Source organism: Pseudomonas sp. R19M (assembly GCF_050312585.1).
In the GTDB taxonomy this organism is placed as follows: Bacteria; Pseudomonadota; Gammaproteobacteria; order Pseudomonadales; family Pseudomonadaceae; genus Aquipseudomonas; species Aquipseudomonas palleroniana.
The window spans coordinates 1-18911 of record NZ_JBNPJV010000061.1; the positions used below are offsets into that span (position 1 = coordinate 1).

Below are 18911 nucleotides of genomic sequence, written 5' to 3' on the forward strand. Positions count from 1 at the left end.
CGTCCTGGGCGGCATTCCCACGCGGAGCGTGGGAACGATCATGACTGTGCCACGGCTACTTTCGCGTTTGATCGTCCCCACGCTCTGCGTGGGAACGCAGGCTGTGACGCTCCGCGTCACGTCTCTGAAGGCGGACGCAGAGCGTCCTGGGCGGCATTCCCACGCGGAGCGTGGGAACGATCATGACTGTGCCACGGCTACTTTCGCGTTTGATCGTCCCCACGCTCTGCGTGGGAACGCAGGTTGTGACGCTCCGCGTCACGCCTCTGAAGGCGGACGCAGAACGTCTTGGGCGGCATTCCCACGCGGAGCGTGGGAACGATCATGACTGCGTCACGGCTACTTTCGCGTTTCTGATCCGCAACCGGTAGGCAATGTAGATAATCCCCACCCACACCGGCATCGCATACACCGACTCGCTGATCCCTGGAATCGCCAGCATGACACTGATGATCATCACCATGAACGCCAGGCACAGGTAGTTGCTGAACGGGAACCAGAAGGTCTTGAACGACGGTGTCAGGCCCTGTTCACCCATGGCCTTGCGGAACTTGATGTGGGTGATGCTGATCAGCGCCCAGTTGATCATCAGCGAGGCAACCACCAGCGCAAACAGCAACTCCAGAGCACTTTTCGGGGCGACGTAGTTGACCACCACACACAGCATCGTCACCAGCGCCGAAATCGCCAGGGCGCGGATCGGCACGCCTTGCTTGTTGAGCTTCATCAGCGACTTCGGGGCGTCGCCTTGCTCGGCCAGGCCGAACAGCATGCGGCTGTTGCAATACACACCGCTGTTGTACACCGACAGCGCCGCCGTCAGCACCACGAAGTTGAGGATGTGCGCGGCCGTGTCGTTGCCGATCAGCGAGAAGATCTGCACAAACGGGCTACCGCTATAGGCATCGCCCGAGGCACCGAGGGTTTGCAGCAGCTGGTCCCAGGGGTACAGCGACAGCAGCACGGTCAGGGCGCCGACGTAGAAAATCAGGATCCGGTACACCACCTGGTTGATGGCTTTCGGGATTACCTTGCGCGGCTCACTGGCTTCGGCGGCGGTAATACCCACCAACTCCAGGCCGCCGAACGAGAACATGATGAAGGCCATGGACATCAGCAGCCCCATGCCGCCATTCGGGAAGAAACCACCGTGGCTCCACAGATTGCTGACGCTCGCCTGCGGGCCGCCGCTGCCGCTGAACAGCAGGTAGCAGCCGAGCACGATCATGCCGACAATCGCCACCACCTTGATGATCGCAAACCAGAATTCGGCCTCACCGAAGAACTTCACGTTCAGGGTGTTGATCAGGTTCACCGCGACAAAGAACACCAGCGCACTGACCCAGGTCGGGATCTCGGGCCACCAGAACTGGATGTACTTGCCCACCGCCGTCAGTTCGGCCATGCCCACCAGGACGTAGAGCACCCAGTAGTTCCAGCCGGCCAGGAAGCCTGCGTAACCGCCCCAGTATTTATGCGCGAAGTGGCTGAAGGAACCGGCCACGGGCTCCTCGACGATCATCTCGCCGAGCTGGCGCATGATCAGGAATGCGATAAAACCGGCAATCGCGTAACCGAGGATCATCGACGGCCCCGCCGACTTGAGTACCCCGGCCGAGCCGAGGAACAACCCCGTGCCAATCGCCCCTCCCAAGGCGATCAGCTGAATATGCCGGTTCTTCAGGCCACGCTTGAGGCCCACCGGGTTAACCATGTCATCCGCCATTAACATTCCCTTCTGCTTGTTTTTCTTAGGGTAAGTGCACGCCGCATCCGCCCCTCAGAAGTACTGAGGGTCAGATATTACTCTGCGTGAACTTTTCGTAATACAGCTGAACGTCGTTAAGCGCCTGATCCGTCAGCCATTGTTGGATGGATTCGACCATTGGAGGGGGGCCGCACAGGTACATATCGGCCGATCTGTCCCGTAATTCGGCCAGGTCGAAATGTTCGGTGAGGTAGCCGCGCTTGCCAGGCCACTCGGGGGACGGGTCACTCAAGACCTCGGTGTAGCGAAAATCAGCGATTTTCGAGGCATAGCCCTGAATACGCGCCGCTTCGCACAAGTCTTCGGCGCCGCGCACACCGTAATACAGATGCACTGGTTGCTCACAACCGTTGGCGGCCAGCTCATCGAGCATGCCCAGTAACGCCGACAGCCCGGTACCGCCGGCTACCAGCACCAGCGGCTGAGTGACGTGCCTGAGGTAGAACGCCCCCAAGGGCGCTTCCATCAGCACTTCATCACCGACCTGGCAGCGCTCGCGCAAGTAGTTGCTCATCACCCCGTCCGGCAGCAGGCGCACCAGGAATTGCAGCGCCTTGCCCGCATGGTTGGCGAAAGAGTAAGAACGCCAACTGTCGGTGCCGGGCACCGCCAGGCGGGCGTATTGGCCGGGCAGGAAATCCAGATGTTGATCAAGCTGCACCTGCAGGATCGCGGTGCTGGCCGACACCTGCTGCACCGCGCTGACTGTGCCGCGCACCTGCACCGGCCCCGCAGCGTTGCACAGGCTTGAGTCAAAATCGAAATAGAACGTCGCATCGGACTTCACCCGGGTCTGGCAACTGAGCATCTTGCGCTGTTGCAGGTCGAGGCTGGAAAGCGCCTCGTCGTCCACATAGTCCTGGGTGTATTCGCCGGACTCGCAACGTCCCTGGCAGGTACCACAGACGCCTTCGCGGCAATCCAGCGGGATCTTGATGCCGTTGCGCAAGGCCGCATCCAGCAGGATTTCATGGGCGCCTACGGGAAAGAACAAGGTCTTGCCGTCGGCAAAACTGAAGGCCACTTTGTGATTCATCCATTGTGCTCCACATCAGCATGCGAACTTGTAGTGAGCGGGCTTGCCCCGCGCTGGAGTGCGCAGCGCTCCTGGTTTTTTTGGGGCCGCTACGCAGCCCAGCGCGGGGCAAGCCCGCTCACTACACGTGGTTAGAGGTGATAGAAATCCAGCACCGAGTTGATGGTGTCGTTGAGCAGCAACGTGTGTTTGCGCATGATCAACCAGCTGTCGCCATGGGGTTTGAGGCGATATGTAGCGTGCCCGTAAAACTGCTCCGATGTGGCCAGGCGGTAGAACAGCGTGTGCCAGTTCAAGCGCACCTCCAACGTGCCGTCCGCCTGCTCGGCAATCCTCACGTTATTGATCAGGTGCAAGGTGCGTGGCATCGGGGTCGCCGAAGCCGCCTTGCCGGTACGCAAGCGGAACACGCGGTCTTCCAGGCCCGAACGGTTGGCGTAATAGATCAACGACATCTCCCGCTTGGGGTCGCGGGTATAGACGTGTTCCGAATCCCATTGCGGCAGGTGGAATTCGCTTTGCGGGTCGAACAACTGCACATAGGCGTCCCAATCCTGGGCGTCGCACAGTTCGGACTTGCGGTAGAAAAATTGCTCGATCCGGTACTGCAATTGCGCGTTCATCAATTCACCTCCCGCAGTTTCAAGGCTTTTTGATCGAGCCCGTTGAGCAGGAACTGCTGCCAGTTGCGGTGCTGGTTCACATACAAACCTTCGTGGGTAAATTCGGTGCCGGTCATGGCCGGTTGGATGCCGATGGCCTCGCTGTTCGGCGTAGGCCCGGTTTCCCAGCGATGGCTGCCGCGGGAAATATCACTCCAGCGTTCCAGGCGGCCCTGGAAACCGCGCTGGGCTTCGCGGAACTCCACCAGGTCATCCGGGGTGCCCATGCCGGACACGTTGAAGAAGTCTTCGAACTGGCGGATGCGGTTTTCACGGTCGGCGTCAGACTCGTGCTTCACCCCCAGGCACTGGCTGATGATCTCGGTCTTGTTCCACGCCACCGGGCGGATGATGCGCAGCTGCGAGCTGATCTGGTCGAGGAAGAACAGGCTCGGGTAGATATTCAGGTTGCGCAGGCGGTGCATCATCCACTCGGCCTTTTGCTGGCCGTGTTCGGACACCAGGCGCGGCATGATGGTGGCGTAGCCGGAGCGCACGCTGGGGTTGGGCATATCGCTGAACAGCACGCTGTGGCCATTGTTGAAGGCGAACCAGCCGTCATCGGTATTTGCGTCGCCGGCACCGAGCTTGCTGTAGTCCAGGGTGGCGGCAGACCCGCTGCCGTTCTCGGTATTCACTTGTTGGCGATGCTGCACCGTGGCCACGTAGTTGTAGTGCACGGTGCTGACGTGATAACCGTCCAGGCCGTTCTCGTTCTGCAGCTTCCAGTTGCCGTCATAGGTATAGGCGGACTTGCCCGGCAGCACTTCCAGCTCCCCGGTGGCCGACTGGGCGACCATCATGTCGAAGAACACTTTGGCATCGCCGAGGAAGTCTTCCAGGCTGTCGCTGCCATTCACGTCCAGGCTGATAAACACGAAGCCCTTGTAGCTCTCGATACGTGCCTTTTTCAGTCCGCGCGTGGCCTTGTCGAAACCCTCCGGGTATTCCCCTGGCGCCTTGACCTTCACCAACCGGCCGTCGCTCTTGTAGCACCAGGCATGGAAGGGGCAGGTGAAGGTGGATTGATTGCCTTTGCCGACCCGCGTCAGGGTCGTGCCGCGATGCTGGCAGGCGTTGATCAGTGCATTGAGCTGGCCTTCGCCGTCGCGGGTGATGATCATCGGCTGGCGCCCGGCGCGCATCGTCACGAAGTCGTGGTTGTTGGCCAGTTCGCTTTCGTGGCAGGCATAGATCCAGTTCTTTTCGAAGATCAGTTCCATCTCCAGGTCGAACAGTTGCGGCTCGGTGAACATGTCGCGGGCAATGCGGAACACTTCATCCACCGGGCGAAAATCCAGGCAGCCTTCAATAAATGTTTTCCACTGCTCGACGCTTCTTGCACCACTCATGGGAGGCACCTTTTTGATAGGGCTAATCGGTGGTTTATTAGAGGCAGCAGGGCAGGGCGTGGGCTATCCGCTTAATGGGGGAACCTGCTCCGGAAAATTGCCCCGGATAAGTGGGCAGCAAATACCCAACCCGGTGCATGGCGGTGACGGGATGCGCTACTGTCTTGCAGGGCGATGGTCGCAAAAGCCGACCGCTTATCCACTTAGTCGTCCATTGCTATCCACCCGCTGGCAATTGAGCGGGCGTGGCGCATTACTTGCTGTCAAACCACAACGACGCGCCGCCAGAGCGCGCAAATGCCTAACCGCCGTGGGTGCACCCTGATGAGCAGCCAAACGATTCAACGCTTCGACCTGGAAGGCGCCCGCAGCTGGATGTCCGGTATTTGCGGGCCGCATCGCCTGGTGACGGCCACGCCCGAACGCCTGCGCTTCCATCACAGCGCCAATGTGCTCAAGTCCCGCGCCACCACCCTGGGCGTGATCGAATACGGCACGGATGTGACTATCGACATCGAAGACGCCGAGCACTTCAGCAGCTATAGCCTCAGCCTGCCATTGGTGGGCGAGCAAGAGTTGAGCAAGAACGGTGAGCGCCTGAGCTCCAATCGCGACCAAGGGGTGATCATCTCGCCCAACGAGCATCAGGTACTGGCGATTTCCGGTGATTGCCGCAAGTTGCAGGTCGTGATTACGCGGGCGGCGATGAGTGAGTCGCTGGAGGGGCTGCTGCAACGGCCGATTGAGGCACCGCTGCGTTTTGAGTCGGTGATGGACGCGGTGGAGGGCGCCTCGGCATCCTGGTGGCGCATGGCGCGCTACTTCATTGCGGAGCTGGAGCACAGCAGCGAATTGTATGAGCAGACGGCGTTTACCCGGGACCTGGAAAGCTCGTTGATCAAGGGGTTGATCCTGGCCCAGCCGAATAATTACTCCGAAGAATTGCGCGACGTGCTCGGGGTGAAACTGCCGCACTATCTGATCCGTGCGCGGCAATACATCCACGACAATGCCCGCGAAGCAGTGCACCTGGAAGACCTGGAAACCGCCGCAGGTGTCTCCCGGTTCAAGCTGTTCGACGCGTTCCGCAAGTACTTCGCCCTGTCGCCCATGGCCTATCTGAAAAAATACCGGCTGGGCGCGGTGCGCCAGGAAATCCTCGAACACGGCGCTACCCGCACCATTTCCGAAATCGCCCTGGGCTGGGGCTTCACCCACCTGGGGCGGTTTGCGGCGCAGTACCGCAAGCTGTTCGATGAGTCGCCGAGCCAGACCCAGCAGCGCAAGCGGCTGCGCAGTCTATGAAGCCCATGAAGATCCAATGTGAGAGGAGGCTTGCTCCCGATGGCGGGGTACCAGTCGATACAGCGTTGACTGAACCACCGCTATCGGGAGCAAGCCCCCTCCCACATTAGTTTGTCAACGCTTCCACCAGTTGCAGGCAATGACTGAGCCCAGGCGACTGGTCATTCACCCGGCGGCTGAGAATGATCGGCGAGGTCGCGGTGCTTTCCACTATCGGTGTGTAGCCGATATCGGCGCGGTGCAGCACCTGCACCGAGGCCGGTACCAGCGTCACGCCCATGCCTGCGCCGACCAGGCCGATGGCGGTCTGCAGTTCGTTGGTCCATTGCGCAACCTTGAGACTCAAACCCTGCGCGTCGAACAGTGCGATCACATGGTCGGCATAGCTGGGGCGCGGGTTGCCGGGGTAGAGCACGAAAGGCTCGGCGGCCAATTGAGCGAGGGTCGCGGGCGCGTCGAGCAACGGGTGGCCGGCCGGCAGCACGGCCACCAGCCTATCTTCCACCAGCACACGCTGGACGATGGCCGGGTCGTCGATGCGAATACGCCCGAAACCCACATCAATGCGCCCTGCCTTGAGGGCTTCGACCTGCTGCAAGGTGGTCATCTCCGACAGCCCCAGCTCCAGTTCCAGCGTCTCGTGATTGCGCAGCCGGCGGATCAATTCCGGCAGCACGCCATACAGGGTCGACGGTGCAAAGCCGATGCCCAGCCAGGTTTTCTCGCCCAGGCCGATGCGCCGCGTGTTGTCGCAGACCGTGTTCAACTGCTCCAGCAGCACCTTGGCGTGCTCATAGAAAAACCGTCCGGCTTCGGTCAGCCGCAGCGGCCGACCGCGCTCCAGCAGCGTCACGCCCAGCTCATCTTCCAACTGCTGGATCTGCCGGCTCAGCGGCGGTTGGGCAATGTGCAGGCGTTCGGCGGCGCGGGTGAAGTTCAGGGTTTCACCCAGTACCCGGAAATAGCGCAGATGACGCAGTTCCATATCGACTCCTTTGATACCTTTAGGGTATTGCGTGAGACCAATTCTATATTGGAAGCCCGTGAAATTGCGCATCAGAATCGGCTCAAACCCATAAAGAACCCAGCGGGTATAGTTATGCCGATTTGTACCATCGAGTCGATCGAGACGATCATCGTCGACCTCCCGACTATCCGCCCGCACAAGCTGGCGATGCACACGATGCAGAACCAGACCCTGGTGATCATCCGCCTGCGTTGCAGCGACGGTATCGAAGGCCTCGGCGAAGCCACCACCATCGGGGGCCTGAGCTACGGCAACGAGAGCCCGGACAGCATCAAGGTCAACATCGACCGGCACTTCGCACCGCTGCTGATCGGCCAGGACGCGAGCAATATCAACGCGGCCATGCTGCGCCTTGCACGCCACATTCGCGGCAACACCTTCGCCAAATCCGGCATCGAAACGGCCTTGCTCGACGCCCTCGGCAAACGCCTCGATCTGCCGGTCAGCGAACTGCTCGGCGGGCGTGTACGTGATGCCTTGCCGGTGGCCTGGACCCTAGCCAGCGGCAATACCGAGCAAGACATTGCCGAGGCCGAGAAGATGCTCGACCTGCGTCGCCATCGCCTGTTCAAATTGAAGATCGGCGCGGGTGAGGTGGACCGTGACCTGGCCCATGTGATCGCGATCAAAAAGGCCCTGGGCGATCGTGCCAGTGTGCGGGTCGACGTCAACCAGGCCTGGGACGAGGCGGTGGCCCTGCGCGCGTGCAGGGTGCTGGGCGATAACGGTATCGATCTGATCGAACAACCGATCTCGCGTAACAACCGTGGGGGCATGGCGCGACTCAACCTGTCGAGCCCGGCGCCGATCATGGCCGATGAGTCTATCGAGTGTGTGGAAGACTCCTTCAACCTGGCTCGCGAAGGCGCCGCCTCGGTGTTCGCCCTGAAGATCGCCAAGAATGGCGGCCCGCGCGCCGTATTGCACACCGCTGCGATTGCCGAAGCGGCAGGTATCGGCCTGTATGGCGGCACCATGCTCGAAGGGGGAATCGGCACCCTGGCTTCGGCCCATGCCTTTCTCACGCTGAACCAGTTGGCGTGGGGCACCGAACTGTTCGGTCCGCTGCTGCTCACCGAGGACATCCTGACCGAGCCACCGGTGTATCGCGATTTCCAACTGCATGTCTCCACCGCACCGGGCCTGGGCCTGGCCATCGATGAAGAGCGCCTGGCGTTCTCGCGTCGTGATAAACACTAAGAGGCGCCTGCCATGTTGTTCCACGTAAAAATGACCGTGAACCTGCCTTTGGACATGAACCCCGAACGTGCAGCGGCCTTGAAGGCCGAAGAGAAAGCCTTGGCGCAGCGCCTGCAGCAAGAGGGCCAGTGGCGCCACCTGTGGCGGATCGCCGGGCATTACGCCAACTACAGCGTGTTCGATGTCGACAGCGTGCAAGCGCTGCACGACCTGCTGATGCAATTGCCGCTGTTCCCTTATATGACGATCGAGGTGAACGCTCTGTGTCGTCACCCATCGTCGATCCATGACGACGACCGTTAAGCCTGCTTCTACACCGAATAACTACAAGATGAGGAATGCACCATGTCCATCCGACTGTCCCAGACGCTGCACGCCCAACAGTTTCTTGAAGAAGTCAGCGGTAACCTCAATGACGGCGGCAACCCGCGCACCAAGACCCTGATCTACCGTATTTTGCGCGACACCGTAAACATCATCGAAGACCTGGAAGTGACTCCGGAAGAGTTCTGGAAGGCGGTCAATTACCTCAATGAGTTGGGCAAGCACCAGGAGGCCGGTTTGCTCGCGGCCGGACTTGGCCTTGAGCATTACCTGGACCTGCTGATGGACGCTGCCGATGAGCAAGCGGGCAAGTCCGGCGGTACGCCGCGCACCATCGAAGGTCCGCTGTATGTGGCCGGGGCGCCGCTGAGCAAGTACGAAGCACGGCTGGATGATGGCCTGGATGACGCGGTGCCGCTGTTTATGCGCGGGCAGGTGCGCGACACCGACGGCAAGCCGCTGGCGGGGGCGATTGTGGATGTGTGGCAGGCCAATACCGGCGGCACTTATTCGTGGTTCGACCCCACGCAATCGGAGTTCAACCTGCGCCGGCGCATCGAGACCGATGCCCAGGGCAACTACCGTTTTCGCAGCATCGTGCCGTCCGGCTACGGCTGCCCACCGACCGGCCCGACTCAGCAGTTGCTCGATCAACTGGGGCGTCATGGGCAGCGGCCGGCGCATATTCACTTCTTCATTTCGGCGCCGGGGTACCGGCACTTGACCACGCAGATCAACCTGTCGGATGACCCGTACCTGCATGATGACTTTGCCTATGCGACACGCGACGAGTTGATTGCCGAGATCCGTTTCAGTGACGACCCGCAGCTGGCACGGGAGCTGGGTGTGGAAGGGCGTTTTGCGCAGATTGATTTTGACTTTGAGTTGCAAACCGCCGCCGCGCCGGTAGAGCAAAAGCGCATGCAGCGAGTGCGTGCCCTGGAAGACTGAACGCGGTCAAAAAATGTGGGAGGGGGCTTGCTCCCGATCGCGGTGTGTCAGTGGCTGATATGTCGACTGATGCACCGCTATCGGGGGCAAGCCCCCTCCCACATTGGATCTGTATTGTCGGCGTTATTTGCGCACTACCAGGTCGAGCACTTCGTCCCGATCCTTGATCTTCTGCAACACAATCTCCGAACGTATATCCATCACCCCCGCCGTGCGGTTCAGGTGGTTCACGATAAAGTCCGAAAAGTGCTTGAGGTTGCGCGCCTGCACGCGCAACACATAGTTGCTCGCTCCGGTAATCACGTAGGCACTGGCCACCTCCGGCCAGCCTTGCACCTTCTTGATGAACGTCTCATGCCAGTCCTCCACATCCTGGCGCAGCGACAGGTGCACGATGGCCTCCAGCTCGATGCCCAACCGCTCGGCATTCAATACGGCGCGGTAGCCGCTGATGATTCCCTCGCTCTCCAGCAGGCGCAAACGGCGCAGGCAGGCGGACGGCGACAGCGCGACTTTTTCCGCCAGTTCCTGATTGCTGATACGGCCATCCTGTTGCAGGAAATGCAGGAGGCGCAGGTCGGTGGCGTCGAGAATCATGCTTAGAATAAATCCGCGTGTTTGGGGGTTAAATTCGAATTTCCTACAGCTTAATTAGCCTGTTGCGCGGCACTTTGCACGAAAATTCTCTAAAACTTCGTTCATTATTTGGCTCAACGTCACTTATAAAAACCAGGACCGCCCATGACCACTCGAAGCCACTGCCAAGCCCTCGATGCCGAGGATCCCCTTGCCCCGTTGCGCAACCGGTTCGCCCTGCCTGCGGGGGTGATCTACCTCGACGGCAATTCCCTCGGCGCCCGCCCGGTGGCGGCCCTTGAGCGTGCGCAACAGGTGATCGCCGAGGAATGGGGCGATGGCTTGATTCGCAGTTGGAACAGCGCCGGTTGGGCACAGTTGTCACTGCGTCTGGGCGATCGCCTGGCACCATTGATCGGTGCACGGGATGGCGAAGTGGCGATCACCGATACCACGTCCATCAACTTGTTCAAGGTGCTCAGCGCCGCGTTGAGCGTGCAGCGCCAACGCCAGCCTCAGCGCAAGGTCATCGTCAGCGAGGTGAGTAACTTCCCGACCGATTTGTATATCGCCGAAGGCCTGGCCGAGTTGCTGCAGCAAGGCTATTGCCTACGCCTGGTGAACAGCCCGGATGAACTGCCCCAGGCCATCGACCAGGATGTCGCGGTGGTGATGCTCACCCACGTCAACTACAAGACCGGCTACATGTACGACATGCAGGCGCTCACGGCCTTGAGCCATGAATGCGGTGCGCTGAGCCTCTGGGACCTGGCTCATTCGGCGGGCGCAGTCCCCATTGATCTGCACCAGGCCGAGGCCGATTACGCGATTGGTTGCACCTACAAGTACCTCAACGGTGGGCCGGGTTCCCAGGCGTTTGTGTGGGTCAACCCGGCGCTGGTGGATGTGGTGCGCCAGCCGTTGTCGGGGTGGTTTGGGCATACCCGACAGTTCGCCATGGAATCGACCTACGCCCCCAGCGTCGGCATCGCGCGTTATCTGTGCGGCACCCAGCCGATCACTTCGCTGGCCATGGTGGAATGCGGCCTGGAGATTTTTGCCCAGACCGATATGGCCAGCCTGCGCAAAAAATCCCTGGCGTTGACCGACCTGTTTATCGCATTGGTTGAAACCCGTTGCGCCGCCCACGGCCTGGTGTTGATCACGCCCCGTGAGCATGCCCGGCGTGGCAGCCATGTGAGTTTCGAACACCCAGAAGGCTATGCGGTGATCCAGGCGTTGATCGCCCGTGGCGTGATCGGTGATTACCGCGAGCCGCGCATCATGCGCTTTGGGTTTACCCCGCTTTACACCGGCTTTACCGAGGTATTTGACGCCGTGCAGATCCTTGGCGAAATCCTCGACAACCGCACCTGGGACCAGCCGCAATTCAAGGTGCGCAACAGCGTCACCTGACAGGCATGCAGGTCTAAATGTGGGAGGGGGCTTGCTCCCGATAGCGGTGTGTCAGTCACCCAATGCTTTGACTTCAGACCGCCATCGGGAGCAAGCCCCCTTCCACAGTAACTGCGCCAACACCACACCCACTGTGCAATCACAATAATAAAGGGGCACACCACGTGACCACGCCAGACCACGGCTTTGCAGAGATCACCCACCGCGAACTGGGCCTGAGGCGCCAGCTCACCTCCGGCCAGATGAGCATGATCGCCATCGGTGGCGCCATCGGCACCGGGCTGTTCATGGGCAGCGCCTATGCCATCGGCTACGCCGGGCCCAGTGTGCTGGTGAGCTACGCCATCGGCGCGTTGATCACCTTGCTGTTGATGGGCTGCCTGGCGGAGATGACGGTGGCTCATTCCACCTCGGGCTCCTTTGGCGCCTATGCCGAGTTCTACATCAGCCCGCTGGCCGGTTTCCTCGTGCGCTATGCGTACTGGGCGGCGATTGTGCTGGCGGTGGGTGCCGAGGTCACTGCGGTGGCGATGTACATGAAGTACTGGTTCGCCAATGTGCCAGAGTGGGTGTGGATCGTGTCGTTTTCCAGTGTGCTGATCCTGCTCAATGCGATCAGCGTGAAAACCTTCGGCAACTTCGAGTACTGGTTCTCGACGATCAAGATCAGCGCCATCGTCGGCTTCATCATCCTTGCGGTGTACGTGGTGTTCGGCTCCGGCAACCCGGAATACGGCGTGCACAACTACACGTCTCACGACGGTTTTTTCCCGCATGGCCTGAGCGGTATGTGGATCGCGGTGATCGTGTCGATCTTCAGCTATTTGAGCGTGGAGATGATCGCAGTCGCCGCCGGTGAAGCGGCAGACCCCGAGCAGGCAGTGAAAAAGGCCTTCCGTGCGACCATCGTGCGCCTGGTGGTGTTCTATCTGCTGACCCTGGCCCTGATGCTTGCCATCGTGCCGTGGAGCCAGGCCGGGCAAACCCAGAGTCCGTTTGTCACGGTGATGCAGACCATCGGTATTCCCGGCGCCACCGGCGTGATGAATTTCGTGATCCTGATCGCGGCGCTGTCGGCGATGAACAGCCAGCTCTACATCACCACGCGCATGCTGTTCAGCCTGTCCCGTGCAGGGTTTGCCCCCAAGTCCATGGGGGCGTTGAGCAAGAGCGGCATTCCGCTGAATGCCTTGCTGTTGTCCAGCTCGGGGATTGCCTTGGCGACCTTGTTGAACGTGGTGTACCCGGAAAGCTCGTTCACCCTGATGATGGCGATTTCGATGTTCGGTGCGATCTTCACCTGGTTCATGATCTTCCTCACGCACCTGTTCTTCCGCCGCTATCGCCAACGCCATGGCGGGCCGAAGCTGTCGTTCCAACTGCGGCTTTTTCCCTACAGCACTTTGCTGGGCCTGGTGCTGATGGGGGCGGTGATGATCACCACGTACTTCACCGAGGCGTTCAAGATGACCCTGGTGTTCGGCGTGCCGTTCCTGCTGATTCTGTCGGCGGTGTACTACGGGTTTTTCCGCAAGGGCAGGGCCAAGGCATCGAACAAAGCCTTGGCGTAACCCGGTAGATGTTCGAACGAGCGTGCGCACAGCAGCAGCTGTCGGCAGGCCCACGCTTCTCGCAATGGTTGGGCCTTGAAGCGATGTTGCGACGGCCAGCGGTCCAGGGCGGCCTGGGGCACGATGCCCAGGCCGGCACCGCGGGCGACCATGCGCATCACCCCCTCAAACCCTTCGGCACGGATGCGCGTCTGCAAGCGAAACCCGCTGTGCAGCGCCTGTTCCTCCAGGTAGATCGACAGCGCGCTGTCGGCGCTCAGGCCGACGAAGTCGTGTTGCAGGCTGTCGATAAAACTCACGGTGCCGGCTGCCAAGGGATGCTCGAGGGGCAGGATCAACACCAGCGGGTCATCGCGAAACGCCAGGGTTTGCAGGCCATGGGTATCCACGGCGTCGGAGATGATCCCCAGGTCTGCCGTGCCTTGGCGCAAGGACTGGGTGATACGCAGGCTCGGCAGTTCCTGCAGGTCGATCTCGAGGTTGGGGTGTTCGCGCAAAAAGTCCGCCAGCAATTCCGGCAGGTATTCGCTCAGGGCCGTGGTGTTGCACAACAGGCGCACCTGGCCCTTGATCCCCTTGGCGTATTCCGCCAGGTCCTGTTGCAAGTGCTCGGCCTGTTGCAACAGCAAGCGGGCATGCCGGGCCAGGGCTTTGCCGGCGGCGGTGGGCGTGACACCGCGACGGCCGCGCTCAAGGCACGCGATCCCCAGCGACGCTTCCATCGCGCGGATGCGTGCGCTGGCCGCCGCCAGCGATAAATGGCTGCGCGCCGCGCCTGCGGTGATATTGCCGGTGTCGAGGATATGCAAGTAGAGGCGCAGGTCGATCAGGTCAAAGTGCATGGCATGTGCCTACGGCAAAACAAGAGTCTGCCTCAGTATATGGCGAATTTTCGGCCAGCTCGGAAAACGCCACAATCGCGGCATGAATACTTTCCTCGCGTTCTACCAGAACATAGGCCCGGCCCTGACGTTGTGGGTAGCTGGCACGTTTTTGCTGGCCGGTACCGTCAAGGGCGTGATCGGCCTCGGGCTGCCCACGGTGGCCATGGGATTGCTCGGCCTGGCTATGTTACCGACACAGGCTGCGGCATTGCTGATCATTCCCTCAATGGTGACCAACCTCTGGCAACTGGCCTTTGGCGGCCATTTGAGTGGCTTGCTCAAGCGCCTGTGGCCGATGCTGCTACTGATTTTCCTCGGCACCGGGCTCGGCACGCAGTGGCTGAGAATGGACGGTGGCCATGGGGCGGTGCGTGCGTTGGGCGCTGCGTTGCTGGTGTATGCACTGAGCGGGTTGTGCTTGCCCACGTTCAAGGTCAAGCCCGAGACCGAACGCTGGCTGGGCCCGGTGTGTGGGCTGATCACCGGCGTCATCACTTCGGCCACTGGCGTCTTCGTGATCCCGGCGGTGCCGTATCTGCAGGCCATGGGCTTGAATCGCGATCAACTGGTGCAGGCGCTGGGGCTGTCGTTCAGCGTTTCTACACTGGCACTGGCGGCCGGGCTGCTTTGGCGTGGCACGTTGGGCGCTGGGGAAATCAATGCGTCACTGTTGGCCATGGTGCCTGCGTTGCTGGGGATGTGGCTCGGCCAGGTCGTGCGCCAACGCATCAGTGCGGCGGTGTTCAAGCGCGTGTTTTTTGTCGGCATGGCGCTATTGGGCGGTCATTTGCTGGTTGGCGGTTGAAAAGGCTTATTCGTGCGTTCCCGTTAAGGGTATTTTTGCAGGGACCCGAAAAGAGGACAGTCTGTGAAAGCCCGATCCGATGAGCTACAAACCTTCGTCAGCGTGATTGAATGCGGCTCGATTTCCGCTGCGGCGGAGCAGGTCGGGCAGACGCCGTCGGCGGTCAGCCGCACCCTGTCGCGCCTGGAAGCCAAGCTCGAGACGACGCTGATCAATCGCACCACGCGGCGCATGGACCTGACCGAAGAGGGCAAGTACTTCTTTGAGCAGGCCAAGGTGATCCTGGCGCAGATGGATGAGTTGGAAGAACGCCTGTCGTCACGCCAGAAAAAACCTGCCGGGCGCTTGCGCATCAATGCTGCCGTACCGTTCATGCTGCATGGGATATTGCCGTACATCGCCGAGTTTCGCAGCCTCTACCCCGATATCCAGCTGGAACTGAACAGCGATGATCTGATCATCGACCTGCTGGAACAGAGCACCGACATTGCCATCCGCATCGGTACGCTGGCCGATTCGACCCTGCATGCGCGCTCCCTGGGCTGGTCGCCGTTGCACATCCTGGCCAGCCCCACCTACCTCAAGCAGTACGGCACACCGAGCACGGTGGCCGAATTGGCGGATCACACCTTGCTGGGGTTCACCCAGACCGAAACCCTCAACCATTGGCCGCTGCGCCACGTGGAAGGCGACCGCTGGCTGATCCGACCCGGCATCGCCGCCTCCAGCGGCGAGACCCTGCGGCATCTGGCGCTGGAAGGGCAGGGCATTTGCTGCCTGTCCAACTTCATGACCTTCGAAGACATCCACGCCGGGCGCCTGGTGCCGGTGCTGGAAACATTCAACAGTGGTTACCGCCAGCCGATCAACGCGGTGTTTTACCGCAACTCGCAACTGGCGCTGCGCATCCAGTGCTTCCTGGACTTTATCCAGGCCAAGCTGGCGCGGTATGCCCGCTGATTCGTGACTTGAGCGCAAGAGTGAATTGGGTGCGGAGGGCTTATTCGACGGGGAGGGGGGGGCAGATACTGGCTCCCACATTGATCTCGTCAGGAGCACACTCCATGAACGTATTCGTAACCGGTGCAGCCGGTTTTATCGGCGGCTCCATCGCCACCGGCCTGGTCAAGGCCGGCCACACCGTGACCGGTCTGGTACGCAGCGCCGAACAGGCGGCTGAACTGACCGCCCTGGGCATCACCCCGGTGATCGGCACGCTCGAGGATGCCGCGCTGTTGACCGCGCAAGCCCGGCAAGCGGATGCGGTGATCAACGCCGCCAGCAGCGACCATCGTGGCGCTGTAGAAACGTTGCTCGCCGCCTTGAAAGGCTCGAACAAGCCGTTCCTGCACACCAGCGGTTCGAGCATCGTGGGTGATGCGTCGGGCGGCAAGGCCAGCGATGTGATCTATTTTGAAGACAACCTGCCGGAGCCGACGGTCGACAAGGCCGCGCGGGTGGCCATCGACAATCTGATCCTCGCTGCCGCCCACGAGGGCGTCAACTCGGCGGTGATCTGCAACACCCTGATCTACGGACACAGCCTGGGCGTGAAGCGTGACAGCGTGCAATTGCCGCGTTTGCTCAAGCAGGCGCGCAAGAGTGGGGTGGTGCGCCATGTCGGCCCGGGGCAGAACATTTGGTCCAACGTGCATATTGAAGACGTGGTGGCCCTGTACCTGCTGGCCCTGACCCGGAACGTACCGGGCACTTTCTACTTTGTAGAAAGCGGCGAAGCGGCGTTTGCCGACATGACCCGCGCCATGGCCGAAGCCCTGAAGCTGGGTCAACCCCAGGATTGGCCATTGGCCGAAGCTGAAGCCGAGTGGGGCTATGAAATGGCCAACTATGGCCTGGGCTCCAACAGCCGGGTGCGGGGCAAACAGGCCCGTGAGTTGTTGGGATGGGAGCCCAAGCGTCAGTCGGTAATCGAGTGGATTCGCCACGAGATGGTTTGATGTTCGTTTGATACCGTGTCGCTGCCTATCGGGAGCAAGCCCCCTCCCACAGTTGACCGCGTTCCAACTCTGGAATGCAGGCAATTGTGGGAGGGGGCTTGCTCCCGATAGGCACGACTCGGTCCATAAGGCTATCCCCACCCGCCTCATTTCCGTACCATTCCCCGCCTTATCCCCGCAATGCCCTGGTACCTCATGAAGCTCTCCCGTCTGCGCGCCGATGCCCTGGCCGGCCTCACCACGTCTTTTGCGCTGTTGCCCGAATGCATCGCCTTTGCCCTGGTGGCCCACCTCAACCCGCTGATGGGGCTCTACGGCGCCTTTATCATCTGCACCCTCACCGCGTTGTTCGGCGGCCGGCCGGGTATGGTCTCGGGCGCCGCCGGCTCAATGGCGGTGGTGATCGTCGCACTGGTGGTGCAGCACGGCGTGGAGTACCTGCTGGCGACGGTGTTGCTGGGCGGGCTGATCATGATTGCCTTTGGCGTCCTGCGCCTGGGCAAGCTGGTGCGCATGGTGCCGCACCCGGTGATGCTCGGCTTCGTCAACGGCTTGGCGATCATCATCGCGCTGGCGCAGTTGGAGCACTTCAAGAGCGGTGACACCTGGCTCAGCGGCACACCGTTGTACGTGATGGCGGGGCTGGTGCTGGTCACCATGACCATCGTCTATCTGTTGCCACGCCTGACCCGCGCGGTGCCGCCTGCCTTGGTGGCGATTCTTGGCGTGGGCCTGGCGGTGTACCTGCTTGGCCTGCCGACGCGCACATTGGGCGACATGGCCCACATTGCCGGCGGCCTGCCGACCTTTGCGCTGCCGCAAATCCCCTGGACCCTGCAAACCCTCGGCATCATCGCGCCCTATGCGTTCCTGATGGCCATGGTCGGGCTGCTGGAGACCCTGCTGACCCTGAACCTCACCGACGAAATCACCGAAACCCGTGGCTACCCTGACCGCGAAAGCGTGGCCCTGGGCGCCGCGAATATGGTCTCGGGACTGTTCGGCGGCATGGGCGGTTGCGCGATGATCGGGCAAACCGTGATCAACCTCAGCTCGGGCGGGCGCGGGCGGTTTTCCGGCGTGTTTGCCGGGGTGATGATCCTGTTGTTCATTCTGTTTCTGTCGCCGTTGATCGAGCGGATTCCGCTGGCGGCGCTGGTCGGGGTGATGTTCGTGGTGTCCCAGCAGACCTTCGCCTGGGCGTCGCTGCGGGTGATCAACAAGGTGCCGTTCAACGATGTGCTGGTGATTCTCGCGGTGACGGTGATCACGGTGTTCACTGACCTGGCGACCGCTGTGTTATGCGGCATTGTGATTGCGGCGCTCAACTTCGCCTGGCAACAGGCGCGTGAGCTGTACGCCGATGAGTCGCTGGAGGCCGATGGCAGCAAACTCTACCGCCTGCACGGCACATTGTTTTTCGCCTCGACCACGCCGTTTCTGAACCAGTTCGACCCGGCCAATGACCCGGCCCAGGTGACGCTGGATTGCCGTCACCTGAGCTTTGTCGACTATTCGGCGATTGCCGCGTTGATGACTTTGCGCGAGCGTTACGCCAAGGCGGGCAAGCACCTGCGGGTGCTGCATTTGTCGGAGCGCTGCAAGAAGCTGCTCAAGCGTGCCCGCGTTCAACCGGATTGATCAAGGCCCGACCAGGTCTTCCAATTCCTGGGCGCGGGTCTGGGTCATGTCCACCACGCAGCCCGAGCCATTGACCTGATCGATGCTGCCGCCGGTTGCGCTGCCGGCGAAGGCGCAATTGGCGTCACGGTACTTTATCCACAGGCGCTGCACGTCTTGCAGTTGCTGTTTACGTGGGCCGTCCTGAGCGGCAAGCGCAGTCTTGTAAGCTCTGTTCAGGCGTTCGTCCTGCACTTTGGCAGCCTGGGTATTGCAACCGACCATGTCGGCGGTGGTGTTGGCGCTGTCCATGCACTTGTTCAACACGGCGTTATCGGCAGCTGAAGCTGTGCCGCACAGGGCGAGCAGCAGGGCGCCGGCGGCGAGGGATGGGCGAATCATGGTCGGTTTTCCTGGGCGTGAGTGAATGCGCATTCTATGACTTGGGGCGGGCGC

General features: G+C 61.1%; 18 protein-coding genes. 10 read left to right on the forward strand and 8 right to left on the reverse strand.

All coding sequences use genetic code 11. The features are described from left to right. Positions 1 to 322 precede the first annotated feature (322 nt). From ACQRBT_RS12165 to antA, 4 genes are all read right to left on the reverse strand, one after another. Entirely contained in the window at positions 323 to 1726 is a 1404-nt protein-coding gene (locus ACQRBT_RS12165) for an amino acid permease (RefSeq protein ID WP_060754417.1), read from the reverse strand. Between the two features lie 70 nt (positions 1727 to 1796). Further along, positions 1797 to 2804 (reverse strand): anthranilate 1,2-dioxygenase electron transfer component AntC, encoded by a 1008-nt coding sequence (antC, locus tag ACQRBT_RS12170; RefSeq protein WP_412046709.1) that lies wholly within the window; start codon positions 2802 to 2804, stop codon positions 1797 to 1799. A gap of 131 nt (positions 2805 to 2935) precedes the next feature. Then, on the reverse strand, positions 2936 to 3427 hold the full coding sequence (gene antB / locus ACQRBT_RS12175; protein WP_060754415.1) for an anthranilate 1,2-dioxygenase small subunit: 492 nt from the start codon (positions 3425 to 3427) through the stop codon (positions 2936 to 2938). Then, positions 3427 to 4818 carry an anthranilate 1,2-dioxygenase large subunit gene (gene antA / locus ACQRBT_RS12180; protein ID WP_060754414.1) on the reverse strand — a complete coding sequence of 464 codons (1392 nt, stop codon included), beginning with the start codon at positions 4816 to 4818 and terminating at the stop codon, positions 3427 to 3429. The genes antB and antA overlap by 1 nt, the downstream gene beginning before the upstream one ends. Before the next feature lie 324 nt (positions 4819 to 5142). On the opposite strand from antA, the gene ACQRBT_RS12185 reads away from it, so the two are divergent. Further along, a complete protein-coding gene (locus tag ACQRBT_RS12185) occupies positions 5143 to 6123 on the forward strand; it encodes an AraC family transcriptional regulator (protein ID WP_060754436.1) in 981 nt (326 codons plus the stop codon). Positions 6124 to 6229: 106 nt separating this feature from the next. On the opposite strand, the gene ACQRBT_RS12190 is transcribed toward ACQRBT_RS12185, so the two are convergent. After that, a complete protein-coding gene (locus ACQRBT_RS12190) occupies positions 6230 to 7108 on the reverse strand; it encodes a LysR family transcriptional regulator (RefSeq protein ID WP_060754413.1) in 879 nt (292 codons plus the stop codon). A gap of 114 nt (positions 7109 to 7222) precedes the next feature. Here ACQRBT_RS12190 and ACQRBT_RS12195 point away from each other — a divergent pair, with 114 nt between their 5' ends. The 3 genes from ACQRBT_RS12195 to catA are packed head-to-tail and all read left to right on the forward strand — an operon-like array spanning position 7223 to position 9625. Continuing rightward, positions 7223 to 8350: a muconate cycloisomerase family protein gene (locus tag ACQRBT_RS12195; RefSeq protein WP_060754412.1), complete on the forward strand. Its 1128-nt coding sequence runs from the start codon at positions 7223 to 7225 to the stop codon at positions 8348 to 8350. 12 nt (positions 8351 to 8362) lie between these two features. Further along, on the forward strand, positions 8363 to 8653 hold the full coding sequence (gene catC / locus ACQRBT_RS12200) for a muconolactone Delta-isomerase (RefSeq protein WP_060754411.1): 291 nt from the start codon (positions 8363 to 8365) through the stop codon (positions 8651 to 8653). A gap of 42 nt (positions 8654 to 8695) precedes the next feature. Further along, on the forward strand, positions 8696 to 9625 hold the full coding sequence (gene catA / locus ACQRBT_RS12205) for a catechol 1,2-dioxygenase (RefSeq protein ID WP_060754410.1): 930 nt from the start codon (positions 8696 to 8698) through the stop codon (positions 9623 to 9625). Between the two features lie 123 nt (positions 9626 to 9748). Here the strand turns inward: catA and ACQRBT_RS12210 are convergent, their stop codons facing one another. After that, positions 9749 to 10222: an Lrp/AsnC family transcriptional regulator gene (locus ACQRBT_RS12210; RefSeq protein WP_060754409.1), complete on the reverse strand. Its 474-nt coding sequence runs from the start codon at positions 10220 to 10222 to the stop codon at positions 9749 to 9751. 144 nt (positions 10223 to 10366) lie between these two features. Between ACQRBT_RS12210 and kynU the strand changes: the two genes are divergently transcribed. Both kynU and ACQRBT_RS12220 read left to right on the forward strand, forming a co-directional pair. Beyond that, complete coding sequence (gene kynU / locus ACQRBT_RS12215; RefSeq protein ID WP_412046710.1) at positions 10367 to 11617, forward strand: kynureninase; 1251 nt, start codon at positions 10367 to 10369, stop codon at positions 11615 to 11617. Positions 11618 to 11781: 164 nt separating this feature from the next. Further along, positions 11782 to 13188 (forward strand): amino acid permease, encoded by a 1407-nt coding sequence (locus tag ACQRBT_RS12220; RefSeq protein WP_060754407.1) that lies wholly within the window; start codon positions 11782 to 11784, stop codon positions 13186 to 13188. Here ACQRBT_RS12220 and ACQRBT_RS12225 read toward each other — a convergent pair. Beyond that, positions 13134 to 14030 carry a LysR substrate-binding domain-containing protein gene (locus ACQRBT_RS12225; RefSeq protein ID WP_060754406.1) on the reverse strand — a complete coding sequence of 299 codons (897 nt, stop codon included), beginning with the start codon at positions 14028 to 14030 and terminating at the stop codon, positions 13134 to 13136. The two genes, ACQRBT_RS12220 and ACQRBT_RS12225, sit on opposite strands and share 55 nt — an antisense overlap. An 82-nt stretch (positions 14031 to 14112) precedes the next feature. Here ACQRBT_RS12225 and ACQRBT_RS12230 point away from each other — a divergent pair, with 82 nt between their 5' ends. The 4 genes from ACQRBT_RS12230 (at position 14113) to ACQRBT_RS12245 (ending at position 18476) form a co-directional block, all read left to right on the forward strand. Next, positions 14113 to 14877 carry a sulfite exporter TauE/SafE family protein gene (locus tag ACQRBT_RS12230; RefSeq protein WP_412046711.1) on the forward strand — a complete coding sequence of 255 codons (765 nt, stop codon included), beginning with the start codon at positions 14113 to 14115 and terminating at the stop codon, positions 14875 to 14877. A 63-nt stretch (positions 14878 to 14940) separates the two neighbouring features. Next, a complete protein-coding gene (locus ACQRBT_RS12235) occupies positions 14941 to 15837 on the forward strand; it encodes a LysR family transcriptional regulator (RefSeq protein ID WP_060754404.1) in 897 nt (298 codons plus the stop codon). 104 nt (positions 15838 to 15941) lie between these two features. Continuing rightward, positions 15942 to 16835 carry an NAD-dependent epimerase/dehydratase family protein gene (locus ACQRBT_RS12240; RefSeq protein WP_412046712.1) on the forward strand — a complete coding sequence of 298 codons (894 nt, stop codon included), beginning with the start codon at positions 15942 to 15944 and terminating at the stop codon, positions 16833 to 16835. Between the two features lie 195 nt (positions 16836 to 17030). After that, the gene (locus ACQRBT_RS12245; protein WP_412046713.1) at positions 17031 to 18476 is read left to right on the forward strand and encodes a SulP family inorganic anion transporter; all 1446 of its coding nucleotides are present in this window, start codon (positions 17031 to 17033) and stop codon (positions 18474 to 18476) included. On the opposite strand, the gene ACQRBT_RS12250 is transcribed toward ACQRBT_RS12245, so the two are convergent. Further along, positions 18477 to 18857, reverse strand: a complete 381-nt coding sequence (locus ACQRBT_RS12250; protein ID WP_060754401.1) for a lysozyme inhibitor LprI family protein — start codon at positions 18855 to 18857, stop codon at positions 18477 to 18479. Between the last annotated feature and the right edge of the window lie 54 nt (positions 18858 to 18911).